This is a genomic window from Staphylococcus sp. KUGN1, assembly GCF_045984185.1.
GTDB lineage: Bacteria > Bacillota > Bacilli > Staphylococcales > Staphylococcaceae > Staphylococcus > Staphylococcus warneri_A.
This window is the reverse complement of the sequence record NZ_JBJQIL010000001.1, coordinates 584,869-600,985: the sequence shown is the minus strand read 5'-3', so window position 1 is coordinate 600,985 and position 16,117 is coordinate 584,869. Positions and strand designations below refer to the sequence as shown.

The 16,117-nt window shown below is 32.9% G+C and carries 15 protein-coding genes; all 15 read right to left on the bottom strand.

Annotation, left to right across the window (positions count from 1 at the left end):
* Position 1 precedes the first annotated feature (1 nt).
* Positions 2 to 733, bottom strand: a complete 732-nt coding sequence (locus tag ACJQQZ_RS03115) for a YlmH family RNA-binding protein (protein WP_080496595.1) — start codon at positions 731 to 733, stop codon at positions 2 to 4.
* Positions 734 to 911: 178 nt separating this feature from the next.
* On the bottom strand, positions 912 to 1,205 hold the full coding sequence (locus tag ACJQQZ_RS03110; protein ID WP_408023063.1) for a YggT family protein: 294 nt from the start codon (positions 1,203 to 1,205) through the stop codon (positions 912 to 914).
* Positions 1,206 to 1,216: 11 nt separating this feature from the next.
* Positions 1,217 to 1,810, bottom strand: coding sequence for a cell division protein SepF (locus ACJQQZ_RS03105; RefSeq protein ID WP_100066968.1), 594 nt, complete (start codon positions 1,808 to 1,810; stop codon positions 1,217 to 1,219).
* 2 nt (positions 1,811 to 1,812) lie between these two features.
* Positions 1,813 to 2,475: a YggS family pyridoxal phosphate-dependent enzyme gene (locus ACJQQZ_RS03100; protein WP_185291350.1), complete on the bottom strand. Its 663-nt coding sequence runs from the start codon at positions 2,473 to 2,475 to the stop codon at positions 1,813 to 1,815.
* A gap of 8 nt (positions 2,476 to 2,483) precedes the next feature.
* Positions 2,484 to 3,287 carry a peptidoglycan editing factor PgeF gene (gene pgeF / locus ACJQQZ_RS03095; protein WP_124228377.1) on the bottom strand — a complete coding sequence of 268 codons (804 nt, stop codon included), beginning with the start codon at positions 3,285 to 3,287 and terminating at the stop codon, positions 2,484 to 2,486.
* A gap of 247 nt (positions 3,288 to 3,534) precedes the next feature.
* The gene (gene ftsZ / locus ACJQQZ_RS03090; protein ID WP_145505170.1) at positions 3,535 to 4,710 is read right to left on the bottom strand and encodes a cell division protein FtsZ; all 1,176 of its coding nucleotides are present in this window, start codon (positions 4,708 to 4,710) and stop codon (positions 3,535 to 3,537) included.
* A 32-nt stretch (positions 4,711 to 4,742) separates the two neighbouring features.
* The gene (gene ftsA / locus ACJQQZ_RS03085) at positions 4,743 to 6,140 is read right to left on the bottom strand and encodes a cell division protein FtsA (protein ID WP_002450626.1); all 1,398 of its coding nucleotides are present in this window, start codon (positions 6,138 to 6,140) and stop codon (positions 4,743 to 4,745) included.
* A 103-nt stretch (positions 6,141 to 6,243) separates the two neighbouring features.
* Positions 6,244 to 7,653 (bottom strand): cell division protein FtsQ/DivIB, encoded by a 1,410-nt coding sequence (locus ACJQQZ_RS03080; RefSeq protein ID WP_124228379.1) that lies wholly within the window; start codon positions 7,651 to 7,653, stop codon positions 6,244 to 6,246.
* A gap of 16 nt (positions 7,654 to 7,669) precedes the next feature.
* Positions 7,670 to 9,019 (bottom strand): UDP-N-acetylmuramoyl-L-alanine--D-glutamate ligase, encoded by a 1,350-nt coding sequence (murD, locus tag ACJQQZ_RS03075; protein WP_002450628.1) that lies wholly within the window; start codon positions 9,017 to 9,019, stop codon positions 7,670 to 7,672.
* Position 9,020: 1 nt separating this feature from the next.
* On the bottom strand, positions 9,021 to 9,986 hold the full coding sequence (gene mraY, locus ACJQQZ_RS03070) for a phospho-N-acetylmuramoyl-pentapeptide-transferase (protein WP_002450629.1): 966 nt from the start codon (positions 9,984 to 9,986) through the stop codon (positions 9,021 to 9,023).
* A gap of 184 nt (positions 9,987 to 10,170) precedes the next feature.
* Positions 10,171 to 12,411: a penicillin-binding protein gene (locus ACJQQZ_RS03065; protein ID WP_408023062.1), complete on the bottom strand. Its 2,241-nt coding sequence runs from the start codon at positions 12,409 to 12,411 to the stop codon at positions 10,171 to 10,173.
* Positions 12,392 to 12,793, bottom strand: coding sequence for a cell division protein FtsL (ftsL, locus tag ACJQQZ_RS03060; RefSeq protein ID WP_002450631.1), 402 nt, complete (start codon positions 12,791 to 12,793; stop codon positions 12,392 to 12,394). The genes ACJQQZ_RS03065 and ftsL overlap by 20 nt, the downstream gene beginning before the upstream one ends.
* Before the next feature lie 13 nt (positions 12,794 to 12,806).
* Entirely contained in the window at positions 12,807 to 13,742 is a 936-nt protein-coding gene (rsmH, locus tag ACJQQZ_RS03055) for a 16S rRNA (cytosine(1402)-N(4))-methyltransferase RsmH (protein WP_408023061.1), read from the bottom strand.
* Between the two features lie 15 nt (positions 13,743 to 13,757).
* Positions 13,758 to 14,189: a division/cell wall cluster transcriptional repressor MraZ gene (gene mraZ / locus ACJQQZ_RS03050; RefSeq protein WP_002450633.1), complete on the bottom strand. Its 432-nt coding sequence runs from the start codon at positions 14,187 to 14,189 to the stop codon at positions 13,758 to 13,760.
* Positions 14,190 to 14,332: 143 nt separating this feature from the next.
* Positions 14,333 to 15,946: a bacillithiol biosynthesis cysteine-adding enzyme BshC gene (gene bshC / locus ACJQQZ_RS03045; protein WP_124228381.1), complete on the bottom strand. Its 1,614-nt coding sequence runs from the start codon at positions 15,944 to 15,946 to the stop codon at positions 14,333 to 14,335.
* Positions 15,947 to 16,117 lie beyond the last annotated feature (171 nt).

Genomic DNA, 16,117 nt, shown 5'->3' with positions numbered 1-16,117 from the left:
ACTATTTAAATAATGTATGATAGGTTATGTGTATTTTATCTTTTTTCGTTCTTCCACCAATATCGGTTACTTGAGCTCTTCCGAATCCTTGTATGGAAAGTAAGTCATTCATTTCTAATTGAAAATCTGGTGAATCAATAATGGTATGATTCACTTTGACTCTCTTCTTCTCTATAAGTTGTTTCGCAATAGATCTTGATTTATGAATCATGTCTTTTAATACAACATCAAGTCTAAGTGCACTCACTGTTGAACTGTGAATCTTCCAATTCTCTTCTGATTGTATCATATCTTTCAACGGAATAGAATTAAGTTTAATTGTAGCACCTTTGATTCTAGTGAATTCTAACATAATAAATGATTCTAATGCTTTTGTCAAAACAAATTGAATACGTTCTCCAACAATGATATCGCCAAGTTGACTTCTATCGATTCCTAAAGACATCAACGTACCTAAAACGTGTTGATGTTGAATAGTTACAAACTTTTCAGGATAATCTATTTCAATTAATGTGAGTTCAAAGTCACTTTCATCTGGTTCATAATATGATGGTGCAATCACGGCACGTTGTCGTTCTGCTCTCGGTCCACCATTAAAATATACTTTCAAATCTTCGTAACTGCCGACTATCACTTCTAAAATATATTGCCCTCTTGGGTCTAGGAATGTGGTTAGTACAGGCGAATAGTGACGTTCAGCTTGTTCACATTTATCAATTAAAATATCAATCATGCTTTGTTCTTCTTTTCTAAAATGTTGATAAATATCGATTGCTCATCCCTCACTTAAATTTAATGTGATTTATTTAAAATATCATTTTTATATCTAAACAATAATAAAACGAGGCAACATGGAATGCTTCCAATCACCTCGTTTATGATCATCATATCTATATTGCTGTTTATTCTAACTATCTCGCTAAATAAGCTAAAATCATGTTAAAAATAGTTACTAGTCCTCTATGGAATAAAACTAATACTATAATTGCAGCAATTGATGAAATATCAATCATTCCAATCGGAGGAATGATTTTTCTAAATGGTTCTAAAAATGGTTCATAAATTTTTCCCAGTATTTCACCAAATTTAGATTCACGTATACTTGGTACCCAAGATGTAAAGAAATATACAATCATACCAAAATAATAAATTTGGACAATCCAAATGATAAATTGGAAAATTGTATTAAGTAATCCAATGTCCATACGTTAGCTCCTTATTCGTAATGTTGCTCCATGTTTTCAATATGATCTGTAATACTACCAGCAACTTCGACGTTATCAGGCGTACATAAGAAAATATCTGTACCAACACGTTGGATATCGCCACCAATGGCATAAACAGTACCACTTAAGAAATCAATGATACGTTTTGCAGATACTTTGTCGATTCGTTGTAAGTTAACTAATGTCGCACGACGATTTTTTAATTCATCTGCGATATCTTGTGTATCTGAGAAAACACGTGGTTCAAATAAACACATTTTTGAACTTTCTTGTGTAGCATAATTTGATTGAACGTTATTATTCATTGTTACAACATTTCTTGTATTCGATTTAGAATTATTACTCATACGATAATTCCTTTCTTCCGAAGTTGTATTATATCTTGATGTACTTTTTTGAGGTACAGATTTAATCGCACTTGTTTTAGATGCTGCTGGTTGTTGCACAGGTTCTTTTGGCGATTCTACTTCACGTTCTGGTTTACGATCACGCTCAGGTTCACGTTCCTCAGGTACTTCCACTTCTTCTTCATCTTCAACAACAAAAAATCCATTAAATAAATCTTTTAAAGCCAAGGGGCTCACTCCTATTCTCCTACAAGTTTAGTCCCAATTCTCACAAATGTTGCACCTTCTTCAATTGCAATTGGATAGTCATTACTCATACCCATCGACAATTCTTCACATGGTGCATATTCTAAATTGAGTTGTTTAATTTCATCTCTTTTTGTTCGTAATTTTCTAAATAATGACTGTATGTACCCATCGTCATCTGTATATGGTGCCATCGTCATTAAACCGACTATTTTTATATTTTCGAATTGTTTAATTTCATCAATAAAAGCATTTACTTCATCTAAACTAATCCCATGTTTGGATGATTCACCTGAAACATTCACTTGTAAGAAACAAGATATTGTATGCTCGGCACGCTTATTAATTTCTTTAGCTAAACTCATTCTATCTAAAGCATGAAAATAATCAACATCATTGATGACATCTTTAACCTTTCTAGATTGTAAAGAGCCAATAAAATGAAGTACAGCATCTTTTGGTAATGCTTCTTTTTTCTCTTTAAACCCTTCAAGTCTATTTTCTCCAAAATGTCGAATTCCAGCTTGATATGCTTCTTTAGCTCGCTCTATTGTAACATACTTTGTTACTGCAATCACGTTAGGCTGAGTTGAAATGTTACTTTTTTCTCTATGGTCATTGATTTCTGAATTGATTTGTGCGAGATTCTCTTTCACTTCACGCATTATGAATCACCTTGCTTTCTTCCTATAAAGGCTAACATTCGTCCAGTTTGTCCTTTTTCAACTCTATAAGAAAAGAAATAATCTAAGTTTTCAGATGTAGCATAGTCTGTAATATAAATATTACTTTCCGGTACACCTACACTTTGTAATAATAATGAGTTGGCCTTTTTTAAATCTATACCGTGTCTATCACTATCACGTGTATCAATAAATTGAGTTGTATCAATATCTAGACTTTCAAATTTCAATTTAATATCATCATTAATCTCATATGAATTAGATGTAGCTGGACCGATAACTACATTTAAGTCAGTTAAATCAAAATCAATATGTCGAACCATTTCTTTAACGATTTCTCCGTATGTACCACGCCAACCTGCATGAGCGAGTCCAATATAATGATGCTTCTCGCTATAGAAATAAACAGGCACACAATCTGCGTAACACATCGTTAATAATATATTGGGCTCATATGTATACAATCCATCTATACCATGTAAATCATTCGTAATAGCATCAATATTTACACCTTTATCAATCGATGTTATCTTAGCAATTTTATTCTCATGTGTTTGTATCGGAAAAACCCATTCATTACGGGGGAAGCCAATCATATTAGCTAATATGGTTTGATGATGTGTAATGTTTTCTTGTCGATCATCAACATATCTAGCCATATTAAAGGCTTTTTCAGGATACATACTTAAGCCACCCTCACGTGTCGTAAAACCAAGAGTAGTATGTGTCATTTTATCGTCTTTATATGCTAAAAAATGATTTTGTTTTATAAATTTTTCAGTCAACTATTTCACAACCTTAAGTATGAATTTTCATTAATAACGATTAAAGTGTCTAAATATGTTTTATAGAACTATTATATAGCATTCTTATTCGTATTTAAATTAAAACTATTATTTTTATTCTTAAAACTAATTATTTTAAAAACAATTAAATTATGCTTCAACGACTATTTAAAAATCACTATTCAAATAAATTAAAAAGTCATCAGAAATAATTCTGATGACTTTAAATATTATGGTTAAGATACGATTAACGTCTTGTTCTTCTTGAACGTCTTTCTTCTCTGTTTTTGATAAAGCTTGGAATATCATCGTCTTTAGTCGTATGACTTCTTTCAGTCACACTATCAGATGATGAACTTGATGCAGAACTGCTCATTGATTCTTCTTTACCAACTGAAGAAGTTGATGAAGTGCTATTTACACTTGAACCAAATCCAGTACTAGACGCTTTACGACCTTGAGATGATGGTTTATCTTCAAATCCAGTAGCAATAACTGTTACTACAATTTCATCTTGTAATTCTGGATTGATTACTGTACCGAAGATCATATTTACATCTTCATCTGCAGCATCTTGTACGATATCCGCAGCTTCTTGTGCTTCGAATAATGAAAGTGATTCGCCACCAGTAATATTCATAAGCACACCTTGAGCACCAACAATTGATGTTTCAAGTAATGGGGAAGAAATTGCTTTTTTAGCTGCTTCAACTGCTCTATTTTCACCAGATGAAACACCAATACCCATTAATGCTGAACCTTGGTTAGACATGATTGTCTTAACGTCAGCAAAGTCTAAGTTAACTTCACCAGATACAGCGATTAAATCAGAGATACCTTGTACACCTTGACGTAATACGTTGTCAGCTTCTTTAAATGCTTCCATCATAGGTGTTGATTTGTCTACGATATCTAATAAACGGTCGTTAGGAATAACGATTAATGTATCTACAGCAGCTTTCATTGATTCAACGCCGGCAGCAGCTTGTGTTTGACGTTTACGTCCTTCGAAACCAAATGGACGAGTAACAACACCAACTGTTAATGCTCCCATTTCTTTAGCAATCTTAGCTACTACAGGAGCAGCACCAGTACCAGTACCGCCACCCATACCTGCAGTTACGAATACCATATCTGCACCTTGGATAGCATCTTCAATTTGTTCGCGTGATTCTTCAGCAGCTTTTTTACCAATTTCTGGGTTAGCACCAGCACCTAATCCACGAGTTAATTTTTCACCAATTTGGATTTTTGATTCAGCTTTAGATAAGTTTAAAGCTTGTCCATCCGTATTAATAGCGATAAATTCTACATTATTCATTCCGTGGTCAATCATACGGTTTACAGCATTGTTACCGCCGCCGCCTACACCGATGACTTTTAAAGTCGCTAAATGATTAAATCCTTGTTCAAATTCTAACATTTAAATTTCCTCCTAGTTTTAATGGCCAATAATCATTCAAATAAAGATTTCATGAGTTTTTTAAATTTACCTTCTTCTTTGTCTTTACCTTGAGCATTATGATGATCTTCTTCTAGATGAGCTTCGCGGTCGTCATATTCTTCATGAGGTGCTTCAGGCTCATCCTCATAAACATCTTTTTTGTTCGATTTGCGTTTGAACCAATCGAAACCGCTTGATTTAGAGTCAGTATCTCTTTCATCAGATTCGATAACTTCCTCTTCAAATTCCTCATTATCATGATAATTAATTGTAACATAATCTAATAACTCATCAAAAGTGATACTACTAGAAATAGTAGAAATCGCAGATGAAAATTCTGGTTTTCTAATTCCCATTTGTGAAGGTGTGTGAATTCTCACTTTTTCACTAACCATATCTTGTAATAATTCTCTTACGCCTAATAGATTAGCTGAACCACCTGTTACAACGAAACCACCGTTAACTTTAGTTAAACCTAACTCTTGTAATACATCAAATACTTCGAAGAATATATCTTCAACTCTTGCTTCAATAAAGTCGCTTAAATCTTTTTGAGTATACTGAACATGTTCTTCACTATCAATTTGATCTACTGTGAATACATCTTGGCTTGAAGCTGAATCATAAAATGCATGTCCATATTGATGTTTTATCTTTTCAGCCGTGTCATATGACGTATTTAAACCTTGTGCCACATCATCAGTAATATCACGACCAGCCATTTCTATTGAATCAGCATCTACTAATTCGCCACGTTCATAGAAGGCAATTTGTGTTAAATCTTCACCGATATCAATCACACATGCGCCAAGTTCTTTCTCAGTTGCTGATAAGATTGATCCGTAGTTATATGCATCAGAATATACATCTAATACATCTACACCACATGATTCAACACATTTAATCATATTAATTAAAATTGATTTTTGAATAGCAATAACGCCAGCATCCACTTTAAGTGAGTGTCTTGCGATTAATTCTTTTGGATCTGATACTTCATTTTCCTTATCTACAACAAATCGAATTGGGAAAACGTTAATCACTTCTGTTTCAGGAACATCATTTTTATCTCTAATACCCTCAAGTACAGATTCAATGTGAGTTCCGTTAATTTCAGTATCTTCATAAAATTCTATTTCATTTGATTCATCATACACTTCAGTTCCTATGATAGGTAATTTTAAGAATACTTCTTTGATGTCTACACCTGAAGCGATAGAAGCCTTTTTAATTGTATCCTTGACAGCTTGTCTAGCAATATCAAAGTCATCAATTAAACCATTTTTTATACCGCTTGTATAGGTTTGTCCTGTACCTATCACATTTATTCCATTGTGAAATTTTTCGCCTACTATTGTTTTAACACTTGATGAACCAATATCTATGCTTACATAGTAATGTTCCTCCATAGATAGGCACCTCCTGACAAGTTACTATTAAAATACACTATGTTTAGTTTACAATACGTTGATAAGCTTGTGAACTATAAACACATACTAATATCAAAATTTTTTAATTATTTTCTTTTGAATCTTTATTAATTTTATTTAACACACTCTGAAGTTCTTCTTTAGCATCTGTTTCTTTCTGTGATGTTTGCGATACACTTTGTTCAGATTCTGATTGTGCACCTGTACTATTTTTATATGGAATAAATGATGCACCTACTGAGAGATCAATGTATCCATCTGTTTTTAAGTCGCCAGAATCACTTCGAGATAATGATTCTGACATTTGAGGATAATACTTCATTTTATCCGCAATAGTTGTAATGTCACCAATCACTTGAATGTTATCTTTAGTGAAAATTTTAATTCTGTTTTGTTTATTCTTATCTGGCGCATAGCTTATTTCTGCAATTAAATTTCTTGCCTTAGGTGACATTTCAGATAGTGCTTGTATCATTTTTTCTTTTTTGCCTTCTTTAAATCCATCGATAATTGGTACATCATGTGAAATATCGCCTTTATAATCTTTTAATTCTTTGCCATCTTCTAACACAGGTACATAGTTATCTTTAGATTTTTCCAAGCCAACAACCTGATATTCAGTTACGTTTACATTTAATGTATTAGGTATTACTTTTGTTATTTTAACATCTTTAATTAATTCTTTTTCTTTCAAATTGTTCCGAGCTTTACTTTTACTAAATGTATACATACGTGAGCTTGGCTTTACATCTAATGCCTTATTTATCTGACTTTTACTCACATTATGATTACCTTCAATTTTCACATTAGAAATTTTACTTAATGGTGTAAACATATAAAGTAAAAATATCACGATTAATAACACCAATACTGTTATGACTGTATATTGAATTCTTTTTTGTCGTTGTCGACGTTGTGCTCTTTTTTCTTCTAATGTAGGTGAATTAAATTGTGTCACCTTACTATCGTAATCCTGTTGTTTGCGATCGGTTTTAGCTTCCTTATCAGATGACTTTGGCTTTCCTGTTAACTTTTGAAACCAATTCTCTTTAGATTTTTTATCTTTATTTTTATGTTTTTTAGTAGCTGTTTTGGTCTTAGTTGCAGTACTGTTTATATCATTTGACGATTCATTCTTCTCTATGTCACGTTCAGTTTCATGATAATCATCTGAATATGACTGTTCCAATTCTTGAGTGGTGTGCTTAGATTCCGCATCAGGTTGATTTTGGCCATAATGTTCATACTGATGAGTATTATGATCTTCATATTGCCTAGAATCCATTTCATTGTTGTTCCTATTTTTTCTCTCTTTGTCATTGTCATCAAAACTCGATGAAAATGATTGCTCATCGTCAACTTTATCTTTAAACTTCTTCCTTTTTCTAGTTCTAAAGTCGTTACTTCTACGGAACATACTTAAATCATCATTTTGATTATTTTCGTGATTCGTTTGCTTGTTATGGTTGTTTTTATTTGTTTTACCGTCCATATGATTTCACGCCCTTTTAGTATGATGGCAAGTGTGCACGGAAACTTTCTATGAATTTCTCACCACGTTCTTCGAATGTGTTGTATTGATCCCAACTTGCACATGCAGGAGATAATAATACAACATCGTTAGGCTCAATGACATCTTGGATTTTATCTACAGCATCTTGTACATCTGTAGCCTTAATGACATATTTACCTTGGCTATTACCTAACTTGGCAAATTTTTCTTGTGTCTCACCAAATACAACCATCACTCTGACATTTTTCATATATGGGATTAATTCATCAAATTCATTACCTCTATCTAATCCACCACATAACCAAATGATAGGTTGATTAAATGAATTAAGTGCGAATTGAGTAGCTAACGTATTTGTAGCTTTAGAGTCATTGTAGTATTTATTTGTTCTATTAGTACCAATATACTGTAGTCTATGTTCAATACCTGAGAAGGTAGTTAAACTATCTGCAATCGCTTTGATCGGTACACCAGCTAGGATTGCAGCTAACACTGCAGCTAAAATATTTTCTAAATTGTGTTCTCCTGGTAAAACTAAATCTTCTACACTTATAATGCGTACGCCTTTATATTCTATAAAGCCATCTTTAATATAAATACCATCAACTTCTTGTTGTGTTGAGAAATACAATGTTTTAGCTTTTAAATTTTCTGATTCGATAAGATGACGCTGATGATAATTACAAATTAAATAATCATCTTCTGTTTGATTTTTGTATATTTGCTTTTTAGCATTTTGATAATTTTCAAGTGACTCATGATAATCTAGATGTGCAGAATAAATGTTAGTGATAATTGCGATATGAGGCTTATATTGTTCTATACCGAGTAATTGGAATGAAGATAATTCAGTAATTAAATACTCTTTAGAACTTACTTCTTGTGCTACTTTCGAAGCAACATAGCCAATATTGCCTGACAATCTACCAGTAAGTCTACTGTTTTTAAACATGTCTCCTATAAGTGAAGTTACTGTTGTTTTACCGTTAGTTCCTGTAACTGCAATAATAGGTGCTTCTGAAATAAGATAACTCAATTCCACTTCAGTTAGTACTTTTAATCCTCTTTTCACTGCTTCATCAATGATAGATACAGTATATGGAATACCTGGGTTTTTAATAATAATGGGATTATTATCTAGTAATGACGTAGGATGTGAACCACTTACAACTTTTATACCCATCGCTTCTAGATCTTTAGCATGTGCATCTTGAGATAAGTCTTTACCATCATTAACTGTTACCTTCGCACCCAATTTACTCAATAATTTTGCTGCTTCATAACCGCTTTTTGCTAAGCCTACGACTAATACTTCTTTATTTTCTAATCCTGTGTAATTTAGCATCTTAGTGCACTCCAATCCATAAGCCAATTAGACCTGTAATTAAACCGACTGACCAAAATACAGTTACAACTTTCCATTCATTCCAACCACATAATTCGAAATGGTGATGAATAGGACTCATTTTGAAAATACGTTTTTTAGTTAATTTATAAGATGCAACTTGTAGCATAACTGATAGTGTTTCTACTACAAATACGAAACCAATAAATACAAGTGATAATTCTTGATTTAACATGATTGAAATGGTAGCAAAAATACCACCAAGTGCTAAACTACCAGTATCTCCCATAAATACTTTAGCTGGATTTAAGTTATATGGTAAAAATCCTAATAAAGCAAATACCATGATAATACAGAAGATACCAATAGCAGGTGCATCTAATACAAAACTCATGATAGCGTACATCGCAAAGCCAATAATTGATAGACCGGTTGCCAAACCATCAAGTCCATCTGTTAAATTTACTGCGTTTGAAAATCCAACTTGCCAAAAGATGATAAAGATGACATAGGCAAATGAAAGTGGGATGCCAGCGTCAGTAAATGGAATATGTAATGTTGTTGAGAAGTTAACTAAATTAAACACGTTACTTAGCACGAAAAATATAACTGCAATAAGTATTTGAGCTAGGAATTTTTGTTTACTTGTTAAACCTTGATTGTTCTTTTTAACAACAATGATGTAATCATCGATAAAACCAATCAATCCAAATCCTAATGTCACAAATAATAATAAAATAATTGGATTCGAGTGATCCACAAAAATAATGGCAACTACTGAAGTAATAATAATACTAATTAAGAATGTTAAGCCACCCATAGTCGGTGTGCCCGTTTTCTTCATGTGGCTTTGTGGTCCTTCTTCTCGAATACTTTGTCCAAATTTCATTCTTTTTAACGTTGGAATAAGTATGGGTACAAGTACAAAAGTTATTAGAAGCGATAACATCGCATATACAAAAATCATAATGATCTCCTTTTCTTTTATCCGTCAATTTACATATTTTATTATATGTATCTTTAATCTATAACCTTTAATATTTTATCAGTTTTGGTTCAATTTTTATATGTTAAATCACAACATATTAAGAAAGAGAGCGGGATAAAATCAATCCCAATCTCTTCCTCACATGCTTAATATCTATGTTGTCTTAACTAGAGCTTGAATCTTTCTCCTTAGATTTATCTTTCTTATCACTAGACTTATCTAATGATTGTTTACTACTTTCATCTGTTGTACCGTCAGTCGACTCAGCAGAAAGCGTCACTTCTATGTTGTCAGATTTTTTAAGCTTTTGACCTTGCGTCACTGATTGTTTTGAAACAAATCCGCTTCCAGTTGTTTTAACTTTGATGTTTGTTAACTCTTGGAAAGCTAAGATATCTTCTTTAGTCCAACCTTTCATGTCTGGCATAGTCAAATCTCCATCTGTTACTAACAATACTTTACTATTTGGTAAAGTTTTTGTATCTGCATCTACTGATTGAGATTTAACTTTTTTACCACTGCCAATGACAACTGGTTTAAGAGACTTAGCATTCAAACTATCCTTGGCTTTGTCGATGGATTGCCCTTCTACATTCGGTACTTTACTAAATTCATTTTTAGAAGCATCGTCTTTAGATTTACCGACATTTAAGTATTTCAATGTGTTTTCCATAATAGGTTTAAATGCTTTACTTACACCCATTTCATAGGCTTCTTGGTCATTTTTCTGAGCTAAACTCATCCCTGCATAAACAATGACTTTAGGGTTTTTCTTAGGTGCATCCCCGATAAAGCTAACAAAGTATGGGTTCTCACCTTTAACGTAACCGCCACCTTCTGAATCTGCTACTTGGGCAGTACCTGTTTTACCTTCGATATCATAACCATCTACACGATAGTTTTTAGCGTGACTATCTTCACTATTCACTACCTTGTCTAGTTCGGTTTCAACTTTGCTAGCAGTGTCTTTAGTGATTGGTTTACCAGCATAAGTTTTTTCGCCTTTATAGAAGTTCTTTTTCGAAATCGGGTTATCAATACTACTTACGAACCACGGTTTCAACATGTTTCCATTATTGAAAAAGGCTGATTGTGCTTGAATCATTTGCACTGGTGTCACTGTAGTTGATTGACCAAATGCAGATGTTTTTTGTTGTAATGCATTTTCCCAAGCGATGTGTCCGGTAGCTTCTCCATCAAACATACCATTGGTAGATTTACCAAAACCGAAACGTTCATACCAAGATTTCATTTTATCTGTACCTACTTCATCTTGTAGGTGCATCATTAATGTATTAGAAGAATATGTGAATCCTAGTGTTTCAGAGATTTTGCCCCATCCTGTTTTATTCCAGTCTGAGATACGTGAACCCATAATATCTCTATGTCCAGATTCATATTTTTCGTTTGGTTTAAACTTACCTTCTTGTATAGCTGCTGCTAATCCATAAGATTTGAATGTCGAACCTGGTTCGTATGTGTTTTGATACAAGTCATTAGTCCATTTTTTCCCAAAATCTTTACCAGTTTCCGGGTTAAATGTAGGTCTCTGACTAAATGCTAATATTTCACCTGTTTTCGCATCCATAACAACTGCAAAGACATCTTTAGGATTGTAATGTTCAACCATTCCGTCTAATGCTTCTTCTACAAAGACTTGAATATTTGAATCTATAGTTAAATGAACATCATCACCACGTTTAGGTTGTTGCTCCGATTTTGTATTCGGAGCAATATATCCCCAAATATCGTGAATATATTTAAGTGAACCTTTAGTACCATTTAGGTAACTATTGAATATTTTTTCAACACCCATAGCTCCATTTAATTCACCAGTATCTGGGTCCTTTTGTGCCATACCTATTAAATGAGACGCAAAGTTACCATTAGGATAGAATCTTTCTGTCTCAGGATATAAGGTGATACCTGGTAAATTTTTCTTTTCTAATTTTTCTTTATCCTGATATGTTAAATCAGTACCTTTTTGTCCAAATTCAACTTGGAAGGCCTTTTTTTGATTTAATCTTTTTTCAATTTCTTCGGGCTTCATATCTATTATTTTTGATAATTCTTTGGCTGTTTTCTTTTTATCTACTACATGTCGTGGTTTCTTACTGTTTTCACTTGCCTTTTTATCGACAACAGCAACAACTTTATACCTCTCAACATCTTCGGCTAAGACTTTACCGTTTCTATCATAGATTTTACCGCGTTCTGGTTGTTCTTGGTTATTGACTAAATACTTTTGGTTAGCTTTCATAATTAAATCTTGTCCATTCGAGTGTCCAGTAATCATTATGTATGAAAACCTTAAAACCAATATAAAAAAGAGCAGTCCGAATAAACCAACTAGCAGGACTGCCCCTATTTTATTTTTTTTAATTTTAATTTTTCGTTTCGCCATTATTACGCACTACCTTTACATTATCGTTCTCGAGGCTCATACCTTGCTTCTTAGCCTTGTCGTAAATGCGTTCGTATGAAGAATTTTTCTTAATTTCAGATTTTAAGGCGCTGTTTTCGCTAGATTGTTGTTCGATTTTATGATCTAAATCTGCAATTTTTCCTCGCGTATCATACGCATCCATTTTTAAAGATAGCATATATATACTAATCATAGCAATAACAGAGACTAGTGTTATGTATAAAATCTTCTCAAATTTCGTAAGTTGAACGACAACTTTACGTTTAACGGTTTGCTTTTGTGGAGAGGTTTGCGGTTGTCTTTTTGGAACACTGGTTTGTGTTGCATTATCATATGGTTGATAAACTTTTTCTACAGCCATGTTGAATTGCTCCTTATTTTAATATTTCTGCAATACGTAGTTTCGCACTTCGCGCTCGGTTATTGTCGTCTAAATCTTCGTCTGTTGCTTTGATCGGTTTTCGGTTAACGCGTTTTAATTTTGGCGTATACGCTTCTGGAATCACTGGTAACCCTCTTGGTACATCGGGTCCCTTTTCATACTCTTGAAACATCTGCTTACATAATCTATCCTCTAATGAATGGAATGTAATGACAGATATACGTCCGTTAACTTTCACTAACTCAATTGCTTGTTCAATTGAATCTTCAAATGCAGACAATTCGTCATTAACTGCAATTCGAATTGCTTGGAACACTCTTTTAGCAGGGTGTCCACCCTTTCTTCTCGCTTTAGCAGGGATACCTTCTTTAATAACTTCTACTAATTCTAATGTTGTTTCTATAGGTTGTTTTTCCCTATTCGCTTCGATTCTTCTTGCGATTTGTTTTGAGAACTTTTCTTCACCATAACGATAGAAAATTTTTACCAATGCTTCATATGGCCATTCATTTACTACTTCATAAGCGGACAATGATTGTGTTTGATCCATACGCATGTCTAATTTCGCATCGTGATGATAACTAAAGCCTCTTTCTGGTACATCTAATTGAGGGCTTGAAACACCCAAGTCATAGTAAATACCATCAACTTTTTCAATGTTTAATTCATTTAATATTTGTGTCAATTCTCTAAAATTACTGTGTATAAAAGTGACTTTATGTAAGTGTTCTTTTAGAACATCTTTAGCATTTTCTATGGCAGTTAAGTCTTGATCAATTGCAATAAGTCTACCTTCATCACTTAATTGATTTAATAAATATAAGGCATGTCCTGCTCCACCTAACGTACAGTCAACATACACACCATCTTCCTTTATATTTAGATAATCAATGGTTTCGTTTAACATTACGCTTATATGATGAAACACTGTCATACCTCCAATTTAAAAATCAAAATCTATTAAATCTTCAGCAATATCTTCGAAACTATCTTCTGATTCTTCATAGAAATCATTCCAAGTTTCTCTATCCCAAATCTCTATACGATTTGAAACACCTATTACTGTACATTCCTTATTTAAGTTAGCGTACTTCCTTAAATTCTGAGGAATATTAATACGCCCTTGCTTATCCAACTCTACTTCAACAGCACCAGAGAAGAACATACGCATAAATTTACGTGCGTCTTTTTTTGTCATAGGTAAGGTTTTCATCTTCTCTTCAATCTGTTGCCATTCTTCTAAAGTATAGCCGAATAAACACTTATCAAGGCCTCGGGTGATAATAAAACGTTCATTTAAGTCATAACGAAACTTGGACGGTATAATCATACGTCCTTTTGTATCTAATTGATGATCGTATTCTCCCATGAACATTTTTTCTCACCTCACCTTATCTATAATTTACCACATCTCCCCACTATCCTCCACTAATTATGTAAAAATAGTTCAAAATATTTGATTTTATAAAAAAATGCCCGCCTTATCTTTTAGATAAAGCGGGTCTAATCCCTGTTATATCAGTCTTTTATAATTATATGATCAAAAGTGTAAGAAAGTGGTGGATAGGTGGAGGGGTTGAACACATCTTTCCCAAAATCATTCATAATTTGAAGTGGATTCCATATTCTTTCTTGTAATCCTCCCATTACATGGAGATGATTGTTAATTTCTCTAAAATGTCTCATGCTAATATCATTTTCACGTTCAATATTTAACAAGTAACGTTTTTTCAAGTAATCATATTGTCTTTGATGAATCTCATTATTTTTAGTTACTAGATTTTCGTTATCCGTGTTCCCTTTCACTTCATTAAATAAGGATTGATATAGTTGCTCCTGTTGTTGTTTCATATGTTCAATTTCATTTAAGAATGTCTCGGAGGCTTGTTCACGAATAAACTTCTGTTTATCTTCTTCAATTCCATTTGCAATAACATGCTCCAACTGAAGATGATATTGACTCAATAATTTCTGTGTTCGATGATATAAATACGTTATTCTCATTCTAGGTATTACAATGGGCATTTCTATATTTAAGAGCTGGAATACATCATGTAATTCTGCCCAATATTTAATTTCACTAGGACCACCAATAAACGCCACTGTATTGAATAACCACTCTTCCATTATTGGTCGCGTTACTACATTATTTGAAAACCTTTCAGGCTCCTGTTCTAAAATATCCAACAATTGTTGCTGACTATATGTGCGTGTCGATTTACTTAGATGAAATACACCATCTTGATATGTTAATAATTGGCGCATACCATCTTCATGCAAAAACAAATGAACATTTGTATCAGTTTGTATCATTTGTGAGAAACCATTGTCTAAAGTCTGTTGTTGATTATTTCTAAATGCTTCATCAATTTCTTGATGCTTCAAAATCATTTCTTTTAATAGTGGTTTTTCTAATTGTCTTAATGCGTGATTTTGTGCATCGATGAATAGCACACCATAGTCCTTAAAGATTTCATGTAAAAGTACTTTAAACATGTTTGTCCAATTATGATGATTTTCAATGATATTCATGCACATTTGATATATATCTTTACTATGTTCTGTCTCTTTTAACTGTTTAAAATAATCGTTTAATACTTCTATCATTTGCGATTGGTCTGGATCAAACCGTGAAACGTTACTTTCCGGTGGTGTCATTGTGTGGTATTTAACTTTGTGCAATTGTGCATCTTGTGAGTTAAATGCATAAGTGTGATTTACTTCATCAAAATCATGATCTTCTCCAGCAATCCAGAAAATAGGGACCACCGTTTGTTGATATTCTTTCGTTAATTGTTGACTCAATGTAATGAGTGAAAATATTTTATGAATCGTATATAAAGGACCACCAAATAAACCAGCTTGTTGTCCCCCAATAACAACTTTAGCTCCATTAGCTAATGATGTCATATACGCTTCTTGTTGATCTGTCATTGTTAAATCTTTCATATATGATTGAATCACTTCAGCAAGCTTTTTTTCCCTGCCATTTGGAGATGCACCCATTTTTATTTTGTAACTATCTTTTGACATCGCATCATATTGGTAAAATGGCATGAGCTTGTCATCACTATTTATTATCTTGGAAATAAACTGGTCATCATTGTTTAATTTTACTATTTTACAGTCCATTGTTTTTCTCCTTAAGTATCACTATTCCTAATATAGTATAAAGACTATACTCACTTCTGACAATTTTACGGCTTATAAAATATTTGAATAACTTAAATTCCATTCAATACCAATGTATGATATTTAACATTTCATTATTGATATAAAGTATAAATCGATGAAAAAAACATA

Bases quoted from the DNA above. Each gene is read 5' to 3' on its own strand.
- ACJQQZ_RS03065 (WP_408023062.1), bottom strand. From the start codon at position 12,411: ATGGCGAAACGAAAAATTAAAATTAAAAAAAATAAAATAGGGGCAGTC.
- ftsZ (WP_145505170.1), bottom strand. From the start codon at position 4,710: ATGTTAGAATTTGAACAAGGATTTAATCATTTAGCGACTTTAAAAGTC.
- mraZ (WP_002450633.1), bottom strand. From the start codon at position 14,189: ATGTTCATGGGAGAATACGATCATCAATTAGATACAAAAGGACGTATG.
- ACJQQZ_RS03110 (WP_408023063.1), bottom strand. From the start codon at position 1,205: ATGGACATTGGATTACTTAATACAATTTTCCAATTTATCATTTGGATT.
- ftsL (WP_002450631.1), bottom strand. From the start codon at position 12,793: ATGGCTGTAGAAAAAGTTTATCAACCATATGATAATGCAACACAAACC.
- ACJQQZ_RS03115 (WP_080496595.1), bottom strand. From the start codon at position 733: ATGATTGATATTTTAATTGATAAATGTGAACAAGCTGAACGTCACTAT.
- bshC (WP_124228381.1), bottom strand. From the start codon at position 15,946: ATGGACTGTAAAATAGTAAAATTAAACAATGATGACCAGTTTATTTCC.
- mraY (WP_002450629.1), bottom strand. From the start codon at position 9,986: ATGATTTTTGTATATGCGATGTTATCGCTTCTAATAACTTTTGTACTT.
- ACJQQZ_RS03080 (WP_124228379.1), bottom strand. From the start codon at position 7,653: ATGGACGGTAAAACAAATAAAAACAACCATAACAAGCAAACGAATCAC.
- ftsA (WP_002450626.1), bottom strand. From the start codon at position 6,140: ATGGAGGAACATTACTATGTAAGCATAGATATTGGTTCATCAAGTGTT.
- murD (WP_002450628.1), bottom strand. From the start codon at position 9,019: ATGCTAAATTACACAGGATTAGAAAATAAAGAAGTATTAGTCGTAGGC.